The sequence below is a fragment of the Paenibacillus sp. FSL R7-0652 genome, from assembly GCF_038595045.1.
Classification (GTDB): Bacteria; Bacillota; Bacilli; order Paenibacillales; family Paenibacillaceae; genus Paenibacillus.
The window spans coordinates 5,334,767-5,360,185 of sequence record NZ_CP152001.1 but is presented as its reverse complement, the minus strand read 5'-3'; the positions used below and the strand labels follow the sequence as shown (position 1 = coordinate 5,360,185).

17 protein-coding genes are annotated in these 25,419 nt (G+C 50.9%); 12 read left to right on the top strand and 5 right to left on the bottom strand.

Annotated elements, in window-relative coordinates; translation table 11 throughout:
* Positions 1–120: 120 nt before the first annotated feature.
* Positions 121–1,419, bottom strand: a complete 1,299-nt coding sequence (locus MKY97_RS23490; RefSeq protein ID WP_342552653.1) for an aminotransferase class I/II-fold pyridoxal phosphate-dependent enzyme — start codon at positions 1,417–1,419, stop codon at positions 121–123.
* 167 nt (positions 1,420–1,586) lie between these two features.
* On the bottom strand, positions 1,587–2,204 hold the full coding sequence (locus MKY97_RS23485) for a pyridoxamine 5'-phosphate oxidase family protein (RefSeq protein ID WP_342552652.1): 618 nt from the start codon (positions 2,202–2,204) through the stop codon (positions 1,587–1,589).
* A gap of 218 nt (positions 2,205–2,422) precedes the next feature.
* On the opposite strand from MKY97_RS23485, the gene MKY97_RS23480 reads away from it, so the two are divergent.
* Both MKY97_RS23480 and MKY97_RS23475 read left to right on the top strand, forming a co-directional pair.
* Positions 2,423–3,880 (top strand): PLP-dependent aminotransferase family protein, encoded by a 1,458-nt coding sequence (locus MKY97_RS23480; RefSeq protein WP_342552651.1) that lies wholly within the window; start codon positions 2,423–2,425, stop codon positions 3,878–3,880.
* Between the two features lie 61 nt (positions 3,881–3,941).
* Positions 3,942–4,727 carry an AraC family transcriptional regulator gene (locus MKY97_RS23475; protein ID WP_342552650.1) on the top strand — a complete coding sequence of 262 codons (786 nt, stop codon included), beginning with the start codon at positions 3,942–3,944 and terminating at the stop codon, positions 4,725–4,727.
* A 427-nt stretch (positions 4,728–5,154) separates the two neighbouring features.
* On the opposite strand, the gene asd is transcribed toward MKY97_RS23475, so the two are convergent.
* Positions 5,155–5,949 (bottom strand): archaetidylserine decarboxylase, encoded by a 795-nt coding sequence (asd, locus tag MKY97_RS23470; protein ID WP_342552649.1) that lies wholly within the window; start codon positions 5,947–5,949, stop codon positions 5,155–5,157.
* A gap of 84 nt (positions 5,950–6,033) precedes the next feature.
* Entirely contained in the window at positions 6,034–7,164 is a 1,131-nt protein-coding gene (locus MKY97_RS23465; protein WP_342552648.1) for a YheC/YheD family protein, read from the bottom strand.
* Between the two features lie 351 nt (positions 7,165–7,515).
* On the opposite strand from MKY97_RS23465, the gene MKY97_RS23460 reads away from it, so the two are divergent.
* Entirely contained in the window at positions 7,516–11,829 is a 4,314-nt protein-coding gene (locus MKY97_RS23460; RefSeq protein ID WP_342552647.1) for a WIAG-tail domain, read from the top strand.
* 194 nt (positions 11,830–12,023) lie between these two features.
* On the opposite strand, the gene MKY97_RS23455 is transcribed toward MKY97_RS23460, so the two are convergent.
* Positions 12,024–13,589: a M4 family metallopeptidase gene (locus MKY97_RS23455; protein ID WP_342552646.1), complete on the bottom strand. Its 1,566-nt coding sequence runs from the start codon at positions 13,587–13,589 to the stop codon at positions 12,024–12,026.
* 574 nt (positions 13,590–14,163) lie between these two features.
* On the opposite strand from MKY97_RS23455, the gene MKY97_RS23450 reads away from it, so the two are divergent.
* The 9 genes from MKY97_RS23450 to MKY97_RS23410 all read left to right on the top strand — a co-directional run bounded on the left by MKY97_RS23450 (position 14,164) and on the right by MKY97_RS23410 (position 25,375).
* Positions 14,164–15,114 carry a glycosyltransferase gene (locus MKY97_RS23450; protein ID WP_342552645.1) on the top strand — a complete coding sequence of 317 codons (951 nt, stop codon included), beginning with the start codon at positions 14,164–14,166 and terminating at the stop codon, positions 15,112–15,114.
* 74 nt (positions 15,115–15,188) lie between these two features.
* Positions 15,189–16,298 (top strand): glycosyltransferase family A protein, encoded by a 1,110-nt coding sequence (locus MKY97_RS23445; RefSeq protein WP_342552644.1) that lies wholly within the window; start codon positions 15,189–15,191, stop codon positions 16,296–16,298.
* Positions 16,295–17,068 (top strand): glycosyltransferase family 2 protein, encoded by a 774-nt coding sequence (locus tag MKY97_RS23440; protein WP_342552643.1) that lies wholly within the window; start codon positions 16,295–16,297, stop codon positions 17,066–17,068. Before MKY97_RS23445 ends, MKY97_RS23440 begins: the two co-directional genes overlap by 4 nt.
* Positions 17,065–17,796: a sugar phosphate nucleotidyltransferase gene (locus MKY97_RS23435; protein WP_342552642.1), complete on the top strand. Its 732-nt coding sequence runs from the start codon at positions 17,065–17,067 to the stop codon at positions 17,794–17,796. Before MKY97_RS23440 ends, MKY97_RS23435 begins: the two co-directional genes overlap by 4 nt.
* Before the next feature lie 481 nt (positions 17,797–18,277).
* The gene (locus tag MKY97_RS23430) at positions 18,278–19,249 is read left to right on the top strand and encodes a GT-D fold domain-containing glycosyltransferase (protein WP_342552641.1); all 972 of its coding nucleotides are present in this window, start codon (positions 18,278–18,280) and stop codon (positions 19,247–19,249) included.
* Between the two features lie 72 nt (positions 19,250–19,321).
* A complete protein-coding gene (locus tag MKY97_RS23425; protein WP_342552640.1) occupies positions 19,322–20,971 on the top strand; it encodes a glycosyltransferase family 2 protein in 1,650 nt (549 codons plus the stop codon).
* 352 nt (positions 20,972–21,323) lie between these two features.
* Positions 21,324–21,599: a glutaredoxin family protein gene (locus tag MKY97_RS23420; RefSeq protein ID WP_342552639.1), complete on the top strand. Its 276-nt coding sequence runs from the start codon at positions 21,324–21,326 to the stop codon at positions 21,597–21,599.
* A gap of 547 nt (positions 21,600–22,146) precedes the next feature.
* Positions 22,147–23,496 (top strand): LLM class flavin-dependent oxidoreductase, encoded by a 1,350-nt coding sequence (locus MKY97_RS23415; protein WP_342552638.1) that lies wholly within the window; start codon positions 22,147–22,149, stop codon positions 23,494–23,496.
* A gap of 229 nt (positions 23,497–23,725) precedes the next feature.
* Complete coding sequence (locus tag MKY97_RS23410; protein WP_342552637.1) at positions 23,726–25,375, top strand: ABC transporter substrate-binding protein; 1,650 nt, start codon at positions 23,726–23,728, stop codon at positions 25,373–25,375.
* Positions 25,376–25,419 lie beyond the last annotated feature (44 nt).

The following is a 25,419-nucleotide window of genomic DNA, read 5'->3' as shown; positions in this document are numbered from 1 at the left end:
CGGCATGACGACTGGAGAACAATAAAAAGTTGAAAGAACCCTCTGGTACGACATAAGCTTCGCTATGTCCTCCAAAGGGTTCTGTTGTTAAAAACCTTATATCATATAAGGTATTTTTATTTAAGTCGCTTGCAGATCCTGCACGCCGCGATAGATCGTATCGAACAGATCTTCCAGACCGTTTTCTTCAATACAGGAGAAGGCAATCCGCAGATCGGATTCACCCAGCGCAATCGTACCTACGCCGTATTGGTGGAGCAGGTGACTGCGAAGTTCTTCCGCACTAACTTCCTTCAGCTTCAAGCACATGAAATAGCCGGAGTTGAACGGATAGTAATCCCATACATCTCCATACTTGCCGCTGTCGAGAATGGCTTTGACTTTGTTGGCGCGGCCTTTCATAATTTCGAATTTCTCCAGCTTCTGTGCTTCGAACTCCGGTGCCTTCAGCGCATCCAGAACAAATGTCTGTGAAGGATGTGGGCCGCTGGAGATCGTTGCACGAATGATGCCGAGTGTTTTTTGCTCCAAGGCATGCAGTACGGCAGCATCTTCATGTGCATACGTAATGAATCCAACACGGAAGCCCCATACGAATTCCTCTTTGGTCGCTCCGTCAATCTTCACCGTTAATACACGCGGATGAATATTGGCCAGTTTACCGAACAGAGACTCGTGAATGGAATCTTCGAAGAACAGACCAAAGTATGCATCGTCCGTAACGGCAACGACATTCACACCAGCTTCTGCGGCTTGGCGAATAGCATCTACAATGGCATCTGCTTCTGCAGCACCCGGTGTGTAACCCGTCGGGTTGTTCGGGAAGTTAAGCAGGACGATGGCTTTGCCTTTATCCTTCTGCGCAAGCAGTGCTTGAAGCAGGCCGCTGCTGTTAAAGTTCATTTGGTCATCAAACAATGGATAATGAACCAACTGGCCGTGTCGACGAATTCCGAAAGTCAGCTCGTAATTCTCCCAGTTTTTATCCGGATATATAACAGCGTCCCCTTGTTCAGCGAACAGATCGGCGACGATACTGAGTCCATGAGTCAATGCATTCGTTACAATCGGATTGCCGAACGATTTGCCTTCCAGAGAAGGGGTTTCCTTCAGCATTTTATCTCTCCAAACGGTCCGCAGTTCAGGTTTGCCCGCAGGAGGCGCGTAAGGATACAGATCCTTCGGCTGGAATGCAGACAACTTCTCCTGAATCACAGGCAGATGCATCGGTACCCCGCCTTCCAGAGCAATACCAATCGTTGCATTGAAGGTCTTGGCTAGGCTTGCAGCTTCCGCAGATTGACTCAAAATACCTTCTTTAGGGAAATAAATTTCTTTGCCGAGTTGTGACAGCATGGAGTAGACGTGACTGCTGCCGGCCTGAATACTTTCGTTCAACTGTTCAGCCAGTGGATTCATTCTTTTCATCCTTCCAAGTCATTGTGATTCAACTGCCTAATATTATAACACCTTGACATGGCCCCGTCACGGAAATTACGCATTATGACAGTTATATCACTTTACCGCGTTGCTTCACAGGGCAAAAACGCAGTATTTGCACGAATTCCAAGCCTGATCCGGCAGGTTTACTGCTGGTGGAACGGGCAGTATTTTTGCATCATTTCAACGGTTTCCTGATCCCGGCCTTCATTTCGTTTGTGAAGCTGACCACTGATATGGTCGAATCGTTCAGGGGTTAAATTTTGTCCAAACTTAAACTTGGCGCTGACTCGCTTCGGGACGATTCGCACGACAGCAACGGCTTTGAGCCGCCCGGTGTAGCGGGAGTCCTGTGCATCAATGGGTACATAACCGCCTTGCGGCTGGAGTTTTTCCATAAATCGCTGCAGCACCCTGCCTTTCAGTTCGAGATCTTCTACAGGCTCTGCCAGACCGGAAGCCATGACGCTTTTGAAAAAAGAGGTTGCAGGACAGGCCAGTTCAGGGTCGCTGAAAAAAGAAGGAATCAGCGAGTATTCCTCCGCTACGGTAAAGCTGACAGCCGAGTGCTGCTTGATTTGTTTCATTTTTTCTCCTGCCAAACTGCCGTGAAAGTAAAAACAGCCTTCCATATACACAAAATTCAGCGGTGTTACTCTCGGTTCCCCATCCGGGCTGACTGTTCCGAGAAATCCGAAGGAGCACTGATCTAGAAATGCAATCATTTCCTTCTCTTCTTCTATTGAAAATTCTTTGCGTCTCATGTGATTTCCCCCATTGTTTAGAAAGTGTTAGAACATATAAGAGTAAGTAAGGATTAGAACACGTCAGAAACTTCAGATGAAGTACTGTTTGTCATGGAGATAACCATAAAACATATATTGACAGCAAAATAGATCCAATTTAAATTCATTTTTATAGGCCAATTGTGGAGAGCGGTCAGTGAAAAGACAAAATAAAGGACAAAGAGAGAGGAGACCCCATGGAATTGTGGCTGCCCCTTGAGTCATATGAGCTTCAATATCGCTACAAATATCAGGCCTTATATCACGCACTGCGTGATGCAATTCACGCGGGGACACTGGAGGCAGGAACAAGGCTGCCATCTACCCGTGCCTTGGCCAAACAGTATGATATGTCGCGTGGTTCAGCTGCCCAGGTCTACGATATGCTGCTTGCGGATGGGTATGTACATGCCTACCTCGGAAAAGGAACTTATGTTACAGAATCCATGTCCGCACATCATAACGATCAAATCGAAGCCGAGCTGCACTTATCTGCCTGGGGCGAACGACTGTGTACATTAACGGCAGAACATAAACGTTCTCGTGAAGAGGTTCAATTGACGCATGAATCGGTTATCAATTTTCGGATGCAGCGCCTTCTGACAGAACATTTTCCTGCCGCCGAATGGAAAAGTGCGCTTGCCGCAGTCCACCGCAGCGGATGGCAGGAACAGGGCGGGGCCGCTGGTGATCCAGAGCTGCGGGAAGCAATCGCCTCGCATCTTCGCCGGACACGCGGTATTCAGGCAGATGCTGCCCAAATTGTGCTCTTCAGCGGATCGATACAAGGCATCACCCTGCTGTCCCAACTGCTCATTACCGAGGGAAGCCCGGTTGTTCTGGAGAATCCGGGTTATCAGGGAATCGTGCATGCCGTCAGAGCCTGCGGCGGTGAGGTGATACCAACGGAAGTGGATGCCGGGGGCATTATTCCGCAGAATTGGCAGGCACAGGCGTTATTTGTCACCCCCACTCGTCAGTTTCCGACGGGAGCGGTGCTTGGGCTGGAACGAAGACGAGCGCTGCTGGCCTGGGCTTCAAAACAAAATGCCGTTATTGTTGAAGATGATTACGATAGTGAGTTTCGCTGGGGCGGTCGGCCAATTGAGCCATTGAAAGTGCTTGACCGGGAGCAGCGTGTCATCTACATCGGTTCTTTCTCCCAGACGATGCCGGCCTCGTTCCGGCTGGGTTATGCGGTACTGCCGCGCAGTCTGGTAGAACCGCTGCTTGCTGCCAAGGCTTTGTATGAACCGGTGTCACCTGCGCTGCTGGAACAGCGTGCACTGGCCAGGTTTATGACGAGAGGGGGGTATATGCGTCATCTGCGCAGGTTAACCCGGCTGTATGGGGAACGGCATGATTTCTTTGTGAAGGAGATGGAGCGATGGCTGCCGCAGGCGTTCACCATGCATCCAGGGGATGCCGGGCTGACCATCTACGCAGTCTGGAACGGGGATCGGGAGAGTTATGTACGATTTACTGAACGGGTTCACGAACAGCGGGTATTGATCCGGGATGCAGCAAAGTACCGATTGACACCAGGGGATTCTGCCGTCTGTTTCGGGTTTGCTCACCTGGATAAAGAGGAGATCCGAGAAGGTATCCAGCGGATGCGAACGGCATGGGAGAAGTGTATATTTTCGTTTCGGTGAATTCCGCTGTATAATGGGATAAGTGTGTTAAAGAGATTAACTGTCAAGGGGGAGTGGCGACATGCTGCAGGCATCGCCATCATCATTTGTAATTTTGCCCGCTGTCGCCAAAATAGTCTGTGAACCGGGCTGGAAATGGCAGAAGCGGGAAAAACCGATGCAAAATTATGATTTATTTTACGTGTGGAGCGGTGAAGGCACGGTTATTTTGAATGATCAGCCTTACGAGGTTGGCAAAGGAAGCTGTTTTCTGTTTCGTCCGGGAGATCACACCAGTGCAGCGCATAATAGGCAAAAACCACTTGTGCTTACCTATATTCACTTTGATGTGGACGGGCCTGTGGTTGATGTTCCCCAGTCTTATCGCGAAGTGCAGGAGACGGTGGAATTCGAGCATTTGCTGGCACGGTATGTTCGGCTGTTTTTATCCGATGTGTATGGACGTGACGAAGAGAGCAAGCTGATTCTAAAGCAGCTGATGATTCATCTGCTCCGAGCGGATACGGAAGAGCCAGTTGAGAAAAAAGTAAGCAACCAGCTGTCCGACGTGATTCAGGAGATTGCGAATTATGTTCGGCAGCATCCCGGAATTACGCATCGCGTCGAAGATCTGGCGGCACGGGCCGGTCTGTCCCCGCGTTACTTTTCTATCAAGTTCAAAGAATTGATCGGATCATCCGTGCAGTCCTACATTATTCGTATGAGGATTGAACGGGCAGAACATCTGCTGGTACATACCGGCATGAACGTGACCGAAGTCGCGGATGCACTGGGGTATCGGGATATCTTTTTCTTCAGTCGTCAGTTCAAGCAGTACACGGGTAAAAGTCCGTCAGAGATTCGTTAAAGATGTATTAGGGAGTCTGATCCAACATCTCACAGGGTTTCAATGCCGGATGGCTGGGGTAAGTAACTAGCATTCCAGATGACCTGACAAGGAGGAGCGTGTGATGATGAACGGAAAAAGACGGGTCCGCAGCCGCAGGAATTCCATCAAAGGATGCAGCATTTTTCGGAAACGTCTGCGCCGGTTGAAACCGGTGGAAGAACTGCAGGACGTATGGTTTTAACGTTTGGAGATATCGTTCTCTAACGGCTGATGAACAAACGATTCAGGCGAAGTGAGGCTTCGCCATGCATGTATACATGAAATGATGTTTAGCGTAATGGTTCAGAATGGTAACCTTTCATATCATGAATATTAGGGCATGAATAAAGAGGATGGCGTAACACCCGATTGAAGGTGTATGCCATCCTCTTTATTTGCTTATGAATTATGAATGTTTGGGTTTGAGACGACCAAGCAGGGCACCCATTTTAACGGAATCTCCGGGCTTCAAATCAGGAAGCGGTTCAAAGGTATCTGTTTGCATGAGCAGTACGACGGTAGAGCCGAATTCAAAATAGGCCAGATCATCTCCCTGAGCCCAGGCTTTGGTATCGACATCTGCATATTGAATGCTGCTGACGTTCATCGCACCTACTTTGACAACAGCCACTTCACCATAATCGTGCTCAATATACGTAATGAGGCGCTCGTTCCGGCTGAGCACGGATTTCATATGTGTGAGTCCAAAATCATTCACGGGATAAACTTTACCCTTGATATGTTCGCTTTCTATTCTGCGGCCGCTGACAGGCGCATGGATACGGTGATAGTCACGCGGGCTGAGGTAGAGTACGAATACATAACCATGCTTGTACTTCTCCAGATGCGGAGAGTGGTTTAATAATTCAGCGAGTGTATAATTTTGTCCCTTTACATTCAGAATCGTTCCTGCGGAGATCGGACCGGCTGCCGTGATTTTGGCGTCAACAGGGCTGATCAATGCATGTTCCGAAAGGTCCAGCGGGCGCATCCCGGGTTTTAATTTGCGAGTGAAGAAATCATTCAGGGAACGATATTCTTTCCAGTCTTTCTCGGCTTCCTGTACAGGGATGTTGTAGGTCCGGACAAAATAAGGGATAAATGCTTTGCTTCCCCGGCTTTTGGAGAAAGCTCCCACGGTCCGGGAGATCCATTTGCGCGAAGAAAGCTCAGTCATTAATCGCAACAGCGTTTTTGCCATGAATATCCCCCTTAGGGTTAGTACAAACTTCAAGGCCGCAAAAGCGGCCATTCTGCATAATATTGACACAAATCACGAATGAAATCAATACAATCCGCGATCATAGGTTTGAGGCTGTCTTGGAATGATGGAGTTCTGATCCAGCAGCAGACGTCCATAAGCCATCGGTTTGCTGTAACTCATCTGCCAATGTTCCTTCATGCCAGCCTTGCGAAAGCCGTAACGCTGATCTCTTCCATTACATTCAATAAAAAAAATCTCTCCGTTTCGGGTAATACCCAGGTCGAGACCCAGATCGGCAAGGTGAGGCAGACTGGAAGCCAAAGTTTGGGCAATACGCAGGCCAGTCATGGCAATGCGGGATTCCAGGCGGAAAAGTTCGGCATTCGGCTCCTTCATCCCGAGTGCTTCGGCTAATGTCATCACTTTACCGCCCTGAGCGATATTAGTCACAAACGTGTGGGATGGTGCTGCTTTGGCAAACATGCCGGTGACACTCCATAATCCATCCCTTCCGCGCTGTACCGACACTCTCAGATCAACAGGTCTTCCCTCGTACCGGATCAGCGGAATACGCTCCTCAATCAGATATGCATGGCGGAATATCCGGCGAAGCGCAGCGGAAGGAAGCTGTCCCCGGTTTAATCGGAAGGTGGCCCAGCCTTTGCGTGCCGCTTTGGTTTCACAGGTCAGTTTCCAATGTCCGTCCTGCTGGAATAGACGCATAATGCCATGTCCGATGCTGCCGCTGCACGGTTTAATGACGAGATCCTTATAATGTTCCATCATGTAAGCGAGAGATTCAGGTGCTGCTTTGACTGCACGAGGCAGATGATTTCTTAGAATAGGGTCCTGCCGCAGCATATCATGCACATGATCCTTGCGATAGCGGTTGCGCACGTTATATACCTGAATGCCCTGCAGCAGCAAACGGGTGATCTGCCGCTGTGCCGTACCCCGCAGCTGGAGCGAACGGTTATGGATGACGGAAGGAAGCGGTATACGCTCACGCACGTACCGATCTTCTTTTTTCACATAAGCCAGACAGGTTTTGCATTCCAGATCAATATCCTCCAGCCGTAAAAAGCAGGGCGTTAATCCGTAACAGGCTGCAGCCTGTTCATAATTTGCGAGTGATTCCTGACCGGTCCTTCCGGCCGGTATCCCCCGGTACATGCGTGAATCGAACATAATGCCGATCGTTTCTTGGAGCATGACCGTTCCTCCTTCGTTGTTAACCGCGGGCCATGAATCTGTATTCCAGTACGCCGGCCTGTCAATGCAAGGCTCTGACATCGCGATAACGCAGACCGGTGTGGAGATGTATTTCTTATACATCCGTTTATGCTCAGACACCATATCCTATGAAAGGAGCGGATAGGGGGCGTGGACAGCTGCCTTGTCTCCCCGTTTCGTACAGCCTAATTACGTCAGGACAGGTGCAGCTGTTCTTTGAATATGCATAATCACGGCATGGATTTGCAAAAGCAGGGCCAGATAAGTGGCAGATGCCCAGGTCAAAGCATATGATGCCGGAGATGAACGTTAGGGGAAGGAGCTGGCCTTATGAGTAAAAAAGGCAGAAAAAAGAGTGTGGTGCCTAAACTGCGTCATATCAGTCCTAAATTCAGGGAACTGGAGCTGACCGATCGGCGAATGGAATTCGCAAAGCCAGAGAAATCCGTGAAAAAGGAAGAGGTTTTGAGTCCGTATACGCCTGTTCCGAAGGCGGTTCCTGCTGAGTCAGCAGCAAAGCCCGAACCGATCACGTCCGATTTATCTACCAATAGACCAGATTCAGCGGCAGAAGCAGATTTGTTGGAGAAATCAGATTCGGAAGAGAGACAGCTGAAAACACAAAATACAGAAGAAAAGCAGGATAGGGTCCCGGATAACGTGGAAAAAGAAGGTGTGGAAAGAGAACTTCAGATCAGCAGTCTTGCTTCTCCGTTGAAAGAGCAGGACAGCGACAGCCGTGTAACAGGCAGACAGCGCCTTGAACGCCTGAACCAGAACCAGATGCCGGGCCACACGGGTCAGTATATTTATACGGACGATCTCAGCGAATTTGCTGTAACGGAAAGTAAACTGGCTCCTTTCTCAGTGGATGCATCCAAGCTGAAATCGGGCGCGGTAGGAAGTGAAGCACTTCAGGATTATGCTGTAACGAGCATTCATATTGCGGACGGCGCCATTGTATCAGCGAAGCTGGCCGAGGCTTCCATCGCAGAGGAACATCTGATAGACGGTTCGGTATCCGGCCACAAAATCAGAAATGCCTCAATCGCCGGAGACAAAATCCGGGATGGAAGTATTACTTCTCAAAAGCTGGGGAATCAGGTTATTGATGCAGCCAAAATTGCGGACGGTTCGATCGGTACGAGACATCTCAGCCGGCTGCTGGTCACCGAGGAATTAATTCAGAATCAAGCCGTCACGGGAGAAAAAATAGCGATCAGCGGTATAGAAACACGTCATCTATCAGGTGGTGCGGTTCATACCTCGAAACTGGCAGATGATGCAGTTACCAGTGCCAAGATTCGCGAAGGGGCCGTGACGGGCAGCAAGATTGAAGAACAGGCCATTGATTCACGCCATATTCAGGCAGGTTCGGTGAAGCAGTCTCATCTGGCAGAAGGGTCGGTAGGGCGCAATCAGCTGCTGGCCAGCAGCATTGGCAGCGAACAGATTGAGGATGGAGCGATCCATACCCGGCATATTGCCGAGCACAGCTTAAACGGAAGACATCTGGTGGATGGTTCGATCGGATCGGTGCAGATTCGGTCAGCGGCTGTAGGCAGTGAACAGATCGGCAGTTCCGAAATTGGCAGCGAGCATCTGGTCGATGGAGCAATCATCAGCAGTAAGCTGGCAGACCAATCGGTGGGGACAGCGAAATTGCTGGAGCAGGCCGTTACAGCTTCCAAGCTGGCAGACCAGAGTGTGGTTTCTTCTAAAATAGCGGATGAAGCCGTGCAGGGGAAACATCTGGCCAAAGGTTCGATTCGGGGCGAACATATTGTGAATCGCGGTATTACCCCGGTTCATGTCGATAATGGTGCGATTCATTCCATACATCTGGCCAGCGGAAGCATTGAGACAGCACATCTGTCCGAGGGAAGTGTCTCTGCAGATGCATTGGCAGCAGGCATCGTATTGGAGAAACACCTGGCAGAGTCTTCGGTGGGATCATTCCAATTGCAGGATGAAGCTGTCACAACTACTAAGCTTGCAGCGGAGAGTATTACATCCGATAAGTTGGCACCAGGTTCGGTTACAAGCCGAGCAGTTGCTTCGGGTACGGTGAATTCGTCCCATCTGGGAAGCGGAGCCGTTACGGCTGCCCATCTGACTCCGGGCAGTGTTGGTTCCGAGGCACTGCGGCCATATGCCGTGAAATCAGAACATCTGACAGAGCATTCGGTGGGTGCACCTCATCTGCAGCCAGGCAGTGTACAAACGGACACCGTGTCGCGTGCCGCCATCACCACAGACAAAATAGCTCCAGGCAGCATCACCTCGGCACTGCTCGCGGGAGGTTCGATTTTTCCGCCGCATCTGACCGATCATGCCGTAACCTCACCTAAGCTTTCACCGGAAAGTGTCTCGACCGATAAGCTCGCTGATCTGTCGGTCACTTCAGCTAAACTGGCAGACGGCAGCATTACTTCCGCTAAAATTATGGCTGAAAGCATCACTGCCAAACATATCCCTGCCGAAACGATTCGTGGGTATCACTTGAAGCAGCACGCCGTCTCACTGGAGCACCTGTCTGATGAGGTCCGCACGCCGGAATTGTTCGCAAACGGCAGTATTCCTGGCAGCAAGCTGCGTCCAAAAACAGTGACTGCAGAGCATCTGGTCGCTGATTCGGTGTCAGGTGAAGAACTGCAGTACGGGGCAGTGGGAAGCGAGCATCTGCAGCGAGCTGCTGTCGATTCCATGCATCTTGCGGAGAGCAGTGTAAAGTCCGATCATTTGGCTGCACAGACTGTGAATAGTCATCATCTGAGAGAAGAAGTGATTCATAGTGAGCATATCAGCGAACAGGTGATAACTTCGCGCCACCTCACTGCCGGCGCCGTGCAGACAGAACATCTCGCACCTCTTGCAGTAACGGAAGCGCATCTGAAGCCAGGACTGATCAGCGGGCTGCATCTGCAATACGAAGCACTGGGTGCGGCACACCTGCAGCAGGGTGCAGTTCAATCCCGCCATATCCATGATGAGGCAGTCCTCTCCCATCATATCCAGGAACGAAGCATCGGAACTGCTCATCTGGAGGAAGAGTCGGTCAGCAGTATGATTTTACAAGATGGTGCAGTTACAGCATCTAAACTGGCGAATGACAGTGTGGATGGCCATAAACTAGCGGATGGTGCGGTATCCAGTACCCACCTAACCGACGAGAGCGTGCAGTCTGCTCATATCGCAGAAAGTGCGATTCAGCCAGAACACATTGCGGATGGCAGCATCACGGCATGCCATTTGAGCGAAGACACAGTAAATACAGCTCATCTGCAGGATGGTGCAGTTACGGCATCTAAACTGGCGAATGGCAGTGTGGATGGTTATAAACTAGCGGATGGTGCGGTATCCAGTACCCACCTAACCGACGAGAGCGTGCAGTCTGCTCATATCGCAGAAAGTGCGATTCAGCCAGAACACATTGCGGATGGCAGCATCACGGCATGCCATCTGAGCGAAGACACAGTAAATACAGCTCATCTGCAGGATGGTGCAGTTACGGCATCCAAACTGGCGAATGGCAGTGTGGATGGTTATAAACTAGCGGATGGTGCGGTATCCAGTACCCACCTAACCGACGAGAGCGTGCAGTCTGCTCATATCGCAGAAAGTGCGATTCAGCCAGAACACATTGCGGATGGCAGCATCACGGCATGCCATCTGAGCGAAGACACAGTAAATACAGCTCATCTGCAGGATGGTGCAGTTACGGCATCCAAACTGGCGAATGGCAGTGTGGATGGCAGTAAATTGACTGAAGGAACGATCTCGTCGGTGCATCTGGCTGATCGAGCCATTGACGGAAGCAAGCTGAGCGAGCAAAGTATTACTTCCAGTCATTTAAATGAAGGGATTGTCGGAACGGCGCATCTAAGCGAAGAGATCTGGAATGCGATCCGGCAGGTCAGTGCAGACACGCTCGAACAGCTTGCGGAGTTTAAAAGACAGGAAGCGATGCAGGAAGTACAGCAGTTTATGCAGTCTGTAGGTCTTCAAAATGAAGGTTTGTTTGCATGGGGAGAGGATGGAGAGGACTCGGAGGATGCCTCGAATGAGCTGCCAGCAGGGAATCTGGAGCTGCAGGAGCTGCTTGGTCTGTCCAACGAGTACGAAGCAATGGCAGCCTTAACGGAAGGCGATGCCGACGTTGAAATACTTGAACCGGAAACAACGCTCAGAGAAGAGCCAGCTGCAGTGTCGGAAGAGTCGAATGCTGATCTCTCGGAATCAGCTGTACCGGTAACTCCTATTCTGGAGCCTCAATCGGTGACGCAGGAGCATTTATGTGATGGCTCTGTAGGCAGCGGTCAGCTGCAGTCGGGTGCTGTCCGTGCTGAACATCTGGCATTTCAGCCTGTACGCAGTGTAAGCAAACAGCCTGCTGTGCAGCAGTTCGGGATGGAAGCTTTTGTTTTGCCGGAGAATGAGACGTGTACGGAAGTGACGGTTGTATTCGAGGAGTCGTTTGATTCAGAGCATTATGTCATTGTAGCAATGAGCAATGATCGCGGATTCCAGGTCTCCTTGTTATCCCAGAGCGAAGATGAAGCGGTGCTGGAAGTAACACGGACAGCGGATTGTAAGCATACGTACGGTTTATTGTCCTGGATTGCGGCAGGACCATCGGCATAAGAAATACACAAAAGCGGTGTCCAGAGGTTGTCCCGGACACCGCTTTTGCTTGGCAAGCCTGACCGTTTGGACATGAGGAGTGTCGAAACGATGCTTTTTTTACCATAGGAGAAAGAAAAAAGTTCAGCTTTTATTGTGTTAAATAGATGATGCTATTGAACTTAATAATGGATGAAATCCGAGATTGTTACATATTACAGTCCTACAGCTTGATAGGCTTTGGTAATGGCCACAGCTTCAGCAGAATTTGCGCCGTACAGGTCTTTGGCTGCCTGAATGGTTGCCGTCTTGGCTGCTGCAAATTTGGATGTAGGTGTCAGGTAATTCACCAGCGTGCTGTAAAAAATACGTACGGCTTTATCACGACCCATGCCGCTAACCGTTACACCGTTATGTGTACCGCCTTGAGCTGCGAGATAATAGGCTTTATTAATGATACCGCTGTTGATATGAACACCGCCGTTATCCTGAGAACCTGTGTAGCGGTCACTGTACCTGTCAGGCTGATTATACAGCGTAGGATCGGACAGAGAGCGCAGGGCATCCCCCGGAATGTTAGGTGTATAGATGCCATCTCCAAGCAGCCAGTTTTTGCTCTCAATGGTATTACCCATAATGTCGGCAAAAGCTTCGTTTAAAGCACCTGGTTCATTGCGGTATTCCAGATTCGCGGTATATTCGATCACCCCGTGTGTCAATTCATGACCAACAACATCGAGATCACCGGAGAAGATACCGAACTGTGAGCCATCCCCGTCACCGAATACAATCTGTGCACCGTTCCAGAAGGCGTTGTTATAGTTGGAGCCATAATGGACTGTGGATCGGATCAAAAGGCCGTTCCCATCGAGGCCGTTGCGGTTGAATTTATTTTTGTAGAAATCATAAGTGGCTGCAGCATAAGCGTGGGCATCAACAGCTGCACGATCCGTCCATACGTTATCGGAATCGGTAAGCAGTGTGCCTGGAAGAGAGGAACGATTATTCGCTGTGTACGTTTGGATACCTTTACCACGAGTAGTGTCTTTCAATTGGTACGTGCTGCCGGATTGCGTTGTGGTCAGCGTTTTGGTGTCACCGAACACCCCCGTACCTGTGCCTGTTGCAAAGTTGATAATATCAAATTGGGATACGATGCTTCCATCCACGGCATTGATGAAATATTTGGTTCGAAGAGGGGCTGGTTCAAGCACGTTGACTTCCGTAATGTAGACCAGATAGGTTTGACCGTCTTCCTCATGATGATAAATATTCAGTTCGGCCTTTGGCTCAAGCTCCGGTGCGCCTAACTCGCCGATCCGGGAGGTTGCTTCATCCGAAGCGATTTTAATCGCGTCTTCTGCACTGATGCCAGGGACTCCGTCATTCGGAATCGCTTGTTCTTCAACAGGAGGAAGATCGCCAAGAGCGGAAGTCACAGCTCCAGTCTTGTCCAGATGCAGGGTTTGCTCAGCACCGTAAACCGGAATGCCTTTGATGTACTGTTTCAGACGGAAGTGTCTTACACCAGAGGTGTCTGTGCTGCGTTTAACAATTTTGAGCTGTCCTCTGACATCCGCGTTCAAAAACTGTTCCTGCTGTCCAAGATAATCATAAATGGTTTCGTCCGGGGTATTGTTCAACAGAATACTCTCCTCAGAGGCGTAAGGGGCCTCAAATGGAATGGATGGATCATCCGATGGCGCTGCAGCAGCAGAGGATACAGAAGCGAGCAAAAGAGCTCCTCCAAGAATCGTTGGCATAACTTTGGAAAATTTCATCGTTAAACTCTCCCATTCTCATATTATTTTTTGAAAAAAGTATTATGCCTATCTCGGCTGGGTTTCCGTCTGCATTGGGCAGGGCGGAGTGCGGGGCTGAAGCAGAGGTGTGTAATCGGAAGCAGGGGTTGTCCCCCCTCGGGAAGAAGAAGCTGGATTGGAACGGCATCACTCCTTTCAAGATCATCCTCTGCGGCCAGCCGCATGTGAGGAGAATAAACATCTTAACTAACCGAAGGTCAATAAATAGACAGAAAAATAGATTGGGAACACAAGTTCTGTCTAAGACTAAAAATGTAAATCTATCGGCTTGAATCGTATAGTATCACAGTGTAAAAGTTTGGAAAAGATGCAATTTTAGATTTTTTAGAAAATTGTGTCTAAGGACAGGGAACAGGCGTCATTTTTGAATTTTTTGACGAATGATGTCACAGGCGAAAGGCCTGTATGTCTGTATCACGACACAGAACCTGCCTGCTGCAAGGACATACGCCGTTTCCACTGCTCCACGAATACATAGAATAACGTGTACTCCCTTGGCATGATCAGGATGGATTGCGGGAGGTGAAATTGGTTGCGGAAACACCGGAAAATAGTCCATTTTTCAGAAAAAACAGGTAAAAAACGTACCAGAAGTACGTCAGGCAAGAGACGAAATCATTCTCCAAGAAAAAAGGGTACAATGGCCTATGCCCTCACCATACCATCTAATGATTCATTGCTGCTGAGCGATCGGAGAGAAGCACATGACTTGGTTCAGGGAGCCGTTCAACCAGATGTGAAAGCTGTACTGCAGCCGCTGTTATCGGTGATTATTCCGGCCATGAACGAAGAACGCACGATTGGAGCTGTAGTCCGCGAGGCAGCACGTATATGCCGCGATGCAGAAGTGCTGGTCATTGTGAACGGATCAACCGATAGAACGGCGAGCGAAGCGGAACGGGCAGGGGCGCGTGTGCTCCAGTACCCGGAAGCGCTTGGGCATGACGGAGGCCGTAGAGCAGGAGCGGCCGCAGCAAAAGGGCAGATACTGCTGTTTACCGATGCAGATATACCGATTCCGGCTGAACATTTGGCGCCTTACGTGCAGGCGGTTTTAAAAGGGGTGGACGCCGCGTTGAACGATTACAACGGCCCGGTGACACGAAGTCCCGTACATCCCGTCGTTGAAGCGAAACATGTGCTGAACAGTCTGCTGTCCAGATCCGATCTTGGCGGGGCTTCCATGACAGCCATTCCTCACGCGCTTAACCGAAAGGCGCTGGAGGTCATCGGTTTAGCAGCATTGGAAGTTCCACCGCTTGCTCATGCAAAGGCCATCCTTGGGGGACTGCGGGTGGAGGCTGTTCATCATGTTCCCGTGGGGAAATGGAATGCGGTTCGTATGAAGAAACGAAGCGGCGCTGATCCGCTAAGTCAAGTGGTACTGCAGGATCACCTGGAGGCGATCCGCTGGATTACGGATACACGCGGTCCCCGAGGGGGTTATCCTGATCTGAATCGTGTTCGCAGCCTGTGCAGGTAGAAGGGGAGCGTCAGGTAGGTAAATCCTGAGATCGGGTTATATGACAGTGGCGCAGCATGATGGAGGTGACAGCAATGAAAACACGATCAGGAGCAGGGGCTCGAAGACAGATGCGATCAAGGCTTATGGCTGCCGGAAGGCTGCGAAAAAGACAGCAGACACGTGGAAAAAGCAAACCGCGCCGGAAGCCTGCGGGAAAGACCCGGCAGATGATGCTGGATCTGCATCCGTTTCGACGTGCAGGCCGGCTTGCAGGCAAACAGTTTCAGGCAGATGTCGATCTGCCGGATAAACATGCTTCTCAGGCATGGCAAGCATATGCGGCAGAACTGCCGGAGCTGGACAGCGTCGGCGCAGCGTTACAGGCAGGCAGCGCATTTATGCAGGGTTATGCACAAACCTCGGGCCGTGCATCTGATATCGTACCGCTGCCCCTCCGCCATGCTGCTGCAGCCGTAGTCTGTGCCTGCAATGAGGAGCGTACGCTTGGGCAGGTGCTGAGGCAGCTGCGTCGCCTGCCGCTCCGGGATATTGTAGTCGTATTAAACGGAACAACGGATAACAGCCTCGGGCACGTGCTGCAGCATCCGGGCATTACACTTGTGTATGAACCGGATCGGGCAGGACATGATGTGGGGCGTGCACTTGGAGTCAAAATGACAGATGCGGAGACCGTTCTGTTTGTGGATGGGGACATGGTCGTCCCTGCTGAGCAGCTGGCACCGTTTCTATTTACGATTGATCGGGGGCAGGATGTCGCGTTAAATGATCTGACGTCCCTGCTTCCGCCATTTGCCAAACAGGATGAGGTCAGCCGTATCAAAGCGTATTTGAATCACACGTTAGGTCGGCGGGATCTTGGTTCCAATTCAATGACCGCTGTGCCCCATGCCGTATCCAGACGTATGATTCAGGCGGTAAAACCTGCGTCACTCGCTGTACCGCCTATGGCCCAGATGCTGGCAGTACAGCAGGGGCTGCAGGTGTCCGCTCCCTATCAAGTGGACGTCATTCGCTCGAACCGGCTGCGTCCCGGGAATACGGGCCGTGGAAATGATGTAGCCAGGCTGATTCTGGGGGATCACCTGGAAGCACTGGCTGCCTGGCTGGAACGGAATACAAATGCAGTTCAGGCCAACACGCCTTCCCGTACAGAGGTAGCTTACAGGAGGAACGCGAGATGACGCTGACCAGTATAGTCATACCGACGTATAATGGACTTTCCCTGCTGAAGCCTTGTGTGGATGCGATCAGAACGCATACAGGGGAATGCACACCGTACGAAATTATCGTTGTGGATAATGGTTCGACAGATGGCACTGCCGAATATTGTGCGATGGAGCGAATCCGGTTTGTTCGTTTACCCGAGAATCGCGGTTTCCCAGCCGCCTGTAATGCTGGACTGAGGGCTGCCTGTGGAGATGAGCTGCTGCTGCTGAACAACGATGTAACGGTTACGGCACGCTGGCTGGAGAATATGCGTACTGCACTGTACAGTGATGAGCGCATTGGCATCATCGGTCCGGTTACCAACTATGCCAGCGGCACGCAGCAGGTGGACGTGGTGTTCCGGAATGTGGAACATTTTCAGGAACTGGCCGCAGCCCATAATGTTTCGGATGCATCAAGGTGGAAGGAAGTACGCCGAATTGTTGGACTCTGTATGCTGATCAAACGAAGTGTGCTGGATGCGGTGGGATGGCTTGACGAAGCTTACTCTCCGGGACACTATGAAGATGATGACTACTGTTACCGGGCAAGGCTGCAGGGCTTCCGGCTGCTGGTATGCGGCGATGTTCTTGTACATCATCAGGGCAGCGCGAGTTTTCAGAAGACGGACCCGCACGAATGGAAACTATTACTGGAGCGTAATCGCTCCATTTTCATAAATAAATGGCATGTCGATCCGCGTGAATTTATGGACATATCCGATGAAGGAGGGAACAAGGAATGAAAGGTGTAATTCTTGCTGGTGGCACAGGGACCAGGCTGTACCCTCTGACCCGGCTTATTAACAAACATCTGCTTCCCGTCGGTAAACATCCGATGATAATGTATGGCATCGACAGGCTTCGTCAGGCAGGGATTGAGGAGATCCTGATTGTCATTAACAAACATTCCGCAGGCTTGTATACAGAGTATCTTGGAGGAGGGGCGGACCACGGGGTCAGATTAACATATCGCATTCAGGAAAAGGCGGGTGGCATTGCCGAAGCGCTTGATCTGGCATCCTCGTTTATTCTTCCGGGTGAAAAATTTGTGGTGCTGCTGGGAGATAATCTGTTCAGCGATGATTTGAAACCGTATGTGGACCGATATATGCAGCAGCCTGCAGGTACGGCACGTGTACTGCTTAAAGGCGTGGATGACGCACGACGTTACGGGGTGCCTGTCTTCGATGAACAGCATCCGGAACGCATTGCGTACATTGAAGAAAAGCCAAGTCAGCCGAAGACCTCTTACTGTGTGACCGGCATATACATGTATGACGATCATGTGTTTAAGCTGATTCACAACATTACACCGTCTGCACGCGGAGAGCTGGAGATTACGGATGTGAACAACCATTATGCTTCCAGCGGTGGACTGGAGTACGATATTTTGCAAAAATACTGGAGCGATGCCGGCACTTTCGAATCGCTCCAGGAGGCAGCCGTGCGCATGAAAGGGCAGCTGCCTTAATCCCGAATAACATGTTACAGCCGCTGTGCGGTACCTGATCATGCAGAGCTTGTGCCGGAGCCTTGAAGAAAGCTCCGGCATTTTGTGCAGCGCCAGCGGCCATCCTTTTCCATGCACAAGGAGTGAATGGTGTGAGAGCAGTTATATCCACAGGGTTGATGCATCACCGTGGAAGTAAAACACAGGGCGTGAAGGGTGCAGGTAGGGTGATACAAGTGAAGAATGCAGGGAAGTGGGGCGTGTGAAAGGTGAAGCAAGAACAGGCAGCAGGAGGGATGGAGGTAAGACTGGGAGATCGGTCAGGGTGGGGCAGGCAGGCAGGATACCGCAAAAGAGGGTAAGCGCGGGCAGAGCAGGCCGGGCCAGCCGTGCAGCGCTGGCGGGCCCGGCCCGGGGCCGCACGCGCCAAGGCACGGCCCAGCGCAGGCACGCCTCCGCGCAGGGCCGCCGCGCCGCTGCCCGCGCCAAGCAGCGCACGGCGATGCGCCGTGCGCCCAATCCAGCACCGCGTGAAACGACACCCCTAACGGGTGTCGTCGTGCCCGCGGGGCGGGAAGGCGCTGCCGCGAGCGCGGGCAGCGCAAACGGCGAGCCGCCGGCGGCAGCGCAGCATGCCGTGCAGGCGGCCGTGCCCGGCGGTTACGCCGCGGGCTACCGCGACGGCGTGTACGCCGGGGGCGAGGCGCTGGTGGCGCAGCACATCCCGCCGGATCACATCCTGCCCGCTGTCGCGGCGGCAGATTTGATCGCGGCGGGATTCCGCCAGTACGCGCCCAGCCTGACCCGGCTGACCAGCCCTCATGAGATGGCTGGTCACATCGTGGCGGCGCTGGATGCGCGGCGCCCCTTTTCTGTCGTTCGCCTCGGGGATGGCGAACTGCTTACGCTGGCAGCGGATACCGTGCTGCCAGCTCAGGAAGTGTATGAGCTGGCACCGTTTCTGCCGTATGCAGGGGTGCCGTGCTCTACGCCGGACATCCGTGCGGCGCTTGCGGAAGCCGTCCGGGGGGCAGACTGGGTGGGCGTGCCGATTTCACGCGCACCTACGTTTCAGGGACTGTTATTCCCGGTACTGCGTCATTTTGGGATTGACTGGTCCGGTCTGAAATTGACCAGCTCCACGATTAATTACGGCTTGCATCAATCCCGGCTGCTGCTGCCAATCCTTCAGGGACGGCGCGTGCTGCTGATCGGGAGCCGGGCAGCAGAACTTGGTGTCCTGCTTCATCACCATGGGGTTCAGGTCACGGGCATTATTCCGGCCGTGGCAGGTATGGCAGATGTTTCGCGGGTGATGCAGCAGACTGCGGCATATGCTTTTGATATCGCTCTGGTCGCAGCAGGCATTCCAGCCGTAGTGCTGTGCCAGCGCATTGCAGGAGAACTGGGCAGAGCTGCTCTGGATTTTGGACACTTGGCAGATAAATTGGTAACAGGAGAGCTTCAACTCTAGTGGATCGTCCCGGACAGGATATTGAGATCAATGAAGTCCTGTCCCGGGAACGAGTGGATCGGGGGAAGCAGCATGAAAATAACGGAAAAACAGCCTAGTCATGCAAGGAAAAACAGACAGAACGGCTCAAAGCAGAGCAGCAGGCTTAGAAAGGATACACCCTTAACAAGCAGCCATCCTCATCGTAAACGGGCATCAGCTTCGGTTGTACTTCATGCCGCGGGCGGCCGTAAGCGGCGCAATTCCACGCGCAAAGGCAAAAGGAGCCACCGAGGTCTTCGAAGCACCAGACTTTACAGGCAGGGATATGACCGGGGATACGAAGATGGTATGCGTCAAGGACAGAACTCATTTGGGCTTATTTTTGAAGGGGTCAGCATCATCATTCCGACGTACAATCAGCGTGACTATGTACTGCAGTGTGTATCCAGCATTGAAAAACATACCCCTGCTCCTTATGAAATCATCGTTGTTGACAATGCTTCGCAGGATGGTACGGCGGAGGCACTGCTTCGCCAAGGCGGTATGGTCCGGGTGGCCGCACTGGAGAAAAACCGGGGATTCGCGGGCGGAGTCAATCAGGGGTTGATGATGGCCAAAGGGCGGCATATTGTCGTACTGAACAACGATACCCTGGTTACACCAGGCTGGCTGGAAAATATGATGACTTGTCTCCGGAGTGACCCGCAGATCGGTGTGGTAGGTCCTGTAACCAATTATATTGGCGGAGATCAGCAGATTGAGGTGCCTTATCGTGAAGTGCAGGAGATGTGGTCTTTTGCTGCCAGACAGAACAGGCCGGATGCAGGGAAACACCGGTTAACGGACCGGCTTGTCGGATTCTGCTGGTTGTTTTCCAGAGAGCTGTTTGAACGTACGGGTTATTTGGATGAGGGTTATGCTGTTGGCAACTTTGAAGATGATGATTGGATTGTACGGGTGCGAATGCTGGGATACAAGCTTGCTGTGGCGGGTGATGCCTTTATTCATCATTTTGGGAGTGTCAGCATGAAAGCGCTCGGAGAGCAGGATTTTCACACCGTTAACCAAGGGAATGAACAATTTTACAGCCAGAAATGGGGAGATCCTCAGGCGCTCATCGCCGAAACCTGCAGGATTGCCGAGACATATGACTTGAATAGGCCATCTCAATTTCAGACATATACAGTATCCTCAGCAGCTAAGGATGATCTGCGCCAGCGGGCAGTGGTGTTTTTTTCTGAAAATAATCATGAGAAATCACCATTCAGACGAAGCAGTGATTTCTATCCCGAAGGTGCATACCTTGCTGATCTCAAAGGGGATGTCTATTTACTAGAAGGCGGGCAGCGCCGAAAGCTCAACATTCCTGTTCCGCGCGGTATTTCGCCAGTTCTTGCAGCCAAACCTGATCTGCTGGGCACAGCCGCAGGTGAGCCGTTGGTGTCTGCCAGTGACATTCGGAATTGGCCGCTCGAACCTGATCATTCTCCTCTGACTGTGCTCGATTCGAATTCAGATATGGTCGGGGGAGAAGGAAGCATTGCTGCGGCTGCGGAAGCACCCGAGATATGGTATCTGATCAGCGGAGGCAGACGAAGAAAATTCGCATCCGGTTATGCGGCGGAAAGCTGGGGAGTTAAGCCCGGACATGTACGCCAGATGCCGGGTGAACAGCTCCATCGAATACCGGAAGGGTGGCCGATTATTGCTCCGCCTCAGCTGCTGAACAAGGATTTGTAGTGAGCTGTGTTTTTGGAATCAGCAAAATGCTTATATGCGGGATGAACCGAACGAAATGGAACGTGTCCTTTCGCACGCGCTGACCGGGTTCATTCCGCATCAGGTTCTGCATGGTCGGCTCGTCATCTACATACAGACAGGGAAACGGGACAGCCATGCTCTCCACTTGAATTTTAAAATTAAAATATAATTTTTCGATTCTGTTATAGGATTATTCTATTAACCGAAGCATTGACCCTGCGGAAGCACAGGAGTACATTTATAGCCACAATCCTTATTTAACAGATAGGAATTGAGGGTCTGGATCATCTAAGCATCTGGATTTCCTTTATGAAACTTAGGAGGTATGTCGATGTCATCATCCAAAAAAGTGGTGTTGTGGAGCAAAGCGGGATGTCATTTCTGCGCGCAGGTCAAAGCATTTCTGGCTGAACAGAACCAGCCGTTTGAGAACATTGAAGTACAGGGAAACGATGTACTGCGGGATGTGCTTGAAGCAAAATACGGTATACGGCATGTACCTGTCATTGAAGTGGGCCGTGATGGAAAGTATGAAGCCTTGCTGGAACCTGACCTGGGGAAATTAGCCGCACTTCTGACACAGCCCGATGAAGCAGCAGCCGTTTGAGCTGCACGAGGGTTTAGATCTGAACCTTAGCATTAGGAGAGTAGGCAGCTGCGCTGTACATGGGTCAGGATGAGCGGGATGGGATGGAATGGAGACGACGAACGGCATGGAGCAGCATGAATGTAAGGTCACAGATTATTGGATGACTCCTTGTTAGAGGATATCAACTTCCATACCAGCCTTCGGCATTTCTCATTTTAATTAAAAAAGGGATCGTTGTACCGCTTATATACATCTCTGATGTGGTTATAGAAAAAATCTATTAGAAGCACTGTTGACCGGTGTGCGGGGCAGTGATAAGCTGTGTGAAATTAAAACAAACCAAACTCATAGGATTAATGTAATTTAGAATTTTTGCTTGATGAATGACTTGAATTTTGTATTTGAAGTGTATAGGCCTAACTGTCTTTGTCTCCACAAAGTCTACAAATCGACTCCTATAGATCAACTCCTATAGATCAACTTCTAAAGATCATCTTCTATAAGTCCACCCGGATACTCATATCCATGTCAATAAAACACCTATTTCAGGGAAGGCGGAGTGCATATGACAGCAAAACGCAGTTTGAAGTTTGGAGCCATCATTCATGGCGTTGGGGGAAGTAACACAACCTGGAGACACCCGGAGGTTCTATCCGATGCCAGTGTAAACTTTGGATTTTACAAACGTCAGGCGCTCAAGGCTGAAGAGGGCAAGTTTGATCTCGTATTCATTGCGGATGGCCTATATATTACCGAAAAATCCATTCCCCACTTTCTGAATCGCTTTGAGCCGATCAGCATTCTTTCCGCTCTGGCCGCGGTAACTTCACGCATTGGACTAGTAGGCACACTGTCCACATCTTATAGTGATCCATTTACAGTCGCCAGACAGTTCGGTTCACTTGATCTGATCAGTGACGGCCGTGCAGGCTGGAACGTAGTGACATCCCCCCTGGAAGGTACCGCGAAAAATTACAGCAAGAGTCATCACCCGACACATCCGGAACGTTATCGAATTGCAAAGGAATATTTGCAGGTGACCAAGGGATTGTGGGATTCCTGGGAAGACGATGCATTTGTAAGAGACAAGGAGAGCGGTGTGTTTTTTGATCCTTCCAAACTGCACACCCTGGACCATGAAGGGGAGTTCTTCTCTGTACAGGGGCCATTGAACATTGCTCGTTCACGGCAGGGACAGCCGGTTATTTTCCAGGCAGGATCTTCGGAGGATGGCAAAACACTGGCGGCACAAGAAGCCGATGCGGTATTCACTGGACACGATAATATTGAAGATGCACAAGCATTCTATAAGGACGTCAAAACACGGGCAGCTTCCTACGGGCGTTCGCCGCAAGATATTGTCATTTTGCCAGGCATTAACCCGATTGTAGGACAGACGGCAGAAGAAGCGGAACAGAAATATCAGGAGATCGCGAGCCTTGTAACTATTGATAAAGCACTGGACTATTTGGGACGTTTCTTCGAGCATCATGATTTCTCCCAATATCCGCTGGATGAACCGTTCCCTGAACTGGATGGCATAGGCAGCAACAGCTTCCGCAGTGGAACAGACAAGATAAAAAAAGATGCCAAAGAACAAGGTCTATCCCTGCGCGAAGTCGCTTTGCGGGCTGCAACCCCACGGAGTCAATTCCTGGGCACACCGGAGCAGGTAGCGGACAAAATTCAGGCATGGTTCGAATCGGAAGCGGCTGACGGATTTATCATTGCCTCCGAGCTGCCAAGCGGATTATCCGACTTTGTCGAGCTGGTGGTGCCGATTCTACAGGAACGCGGCATCTATCGTACGGAATATGAGCACGACACGCTGCGCGGCAATTTGGGTGTTCAGGTGCCTGTAAACCGTTATACAGCAGCAAGAACACAGGAAGAGAGTCTAACGTCATCTAATTGAATGTCATCCAAATTGAACATCATCTAATTGATTTCATTCATGTTATTTAAACGCGGTGCTCCAATCAGCGTAAAATGAAGCACAATTGCATCTGGAGCATAGAGTTAATAAAGTGAATAAAGTCTCTCATGCCTTAAAACCTACTTTTCTCATAGGAAATATAAATTATATCCAAGTTTGCTTAGCGCATCACATTAATGACACCTGTATACACAGAGGGGGAAGCAATATGAACAGGTCTATTTCATGGATAAAAGCAGTGGCATTGGCAGCCGTATTGGCGATGGTTTTATCCGGATGCGGAGCAGCATCAGGAGGCAAAACGAGCGGTGCGGCACAGGCTTCCGCTGGCGGGGGGCAGGCTGGAAAGGCAGAAGGAGGTAACCTCACCTTTGGTCTGGCGACTTCACCGGATACGCTTGACCCGCATCGCAGCGGGCTTGCCGTAGCAGTACGTGCCATTCGTACGATTTACGATAATCTGGTGGTGCAGCTGCCGGATGGCTCTATTAAACCTTGGCTTGCCAAGGAATGGAGTGTATCGAAGGATGGCAAAAGTTATACGTTCAAGCTGCGTGAAGATGTGAAGTTCCATGACGGGACCCCGTTTAACGCCGAAGCGGTGAAGTACAATCTGGATCGGGTGATTGATCCGGCCACCAAAGCTGCCAACTCGCTTGCCCTGATTAGACCTTACAGCTCCTCCGAGGTCATTGATGAGTATACGATCAAGGTCAACCTGGATGCTCCATCACAAGCATTCCTGGGTAACTTGAGTCAGGCACTACTGGGGATCGTATCTCCAACGGCTGCGAAGAAATATGGGGACCAACTGGGCAAAAATCCGGTTGGCACGGGTCCGTACACCTTTGTGAAATGGGATGAAAATGCGGATATCGTTGTGGCCAAAAACAAGGATTACAACTGGGGCCCGGAAACGGTCGAAAACAAAGGCGCTCCTTATATCGATACGATTACGTTTAAGATTGTACCGGAAGAAGCCACGCGCATCGGAAGTGTGCAGAGTAAGCAGGTACTTGCCGCAGAAAGCGTGCCGCCGCAAAATATCGCTGCGTTGAAAAGTGATCCGAACCAGCAGCTGCTGCAGGCCAATACGGTTGGTTTACCGTATACCCTCTTTTTCAATCTGCGCAGGGCACCATGGGATAATGTGAAAGTAAGGCAGGCGGTACAGTCCGCTGTAGATGTCGAGTCCATTGTGAAAACCTTGTATCTGGGTAACTACGAGCGAGCATGGTCAGCATTGTCTCCAGGCATTCTCGGCTATGACAAGGCGCTTGAAGGGAGCATCACCCCGGATATCAACCACGCGAACCAGCTGCTGGATGAGCAGGGCTGGGTCAAAGGGGCTGACGGAATTCGTGTCAAAGACGGGAAGAAGCTGAGCCTGCGTTATGTAGATGGTTCTCCTAACCGGGAGAAGCGCAATGACATTGCTGCGATCATCCAGCAGCAGCTGAAACCGTTGGGGATTGCGGTAGACATAGTGATTACCAAAGATATTGCTTCTGTGATCTATCAGAACTGGGATTATGATCTATACGGCAACAGCCAGGTGAACTCCGATCCGAACGCCTTGTATGCCTTCTATCATACGAGTGCGGAAGGGGAACGTCCGACATTATCCGGTTTGTCTGATCCAAAGATCGATCAACTGTTAGAGCAGGGGGCCGTGGAGACGGATTCGGCGAAAAGGGTAGACATCTACAGTCAGATTCAGAAATACCTGATTGAACAAGCTGTTATTTTGCCAATATACGTATTTCCGTATACCGTTGCTGCATCCAAAAACGTTGAAGGTATCCAGTTCGATTCACTTGGTTATCCACTCTTTAATGATGTACGCATTCAGCCATAATCCAAGTAAAGTTATTCAGCCATAATTCCAACATGGCGTAAGCC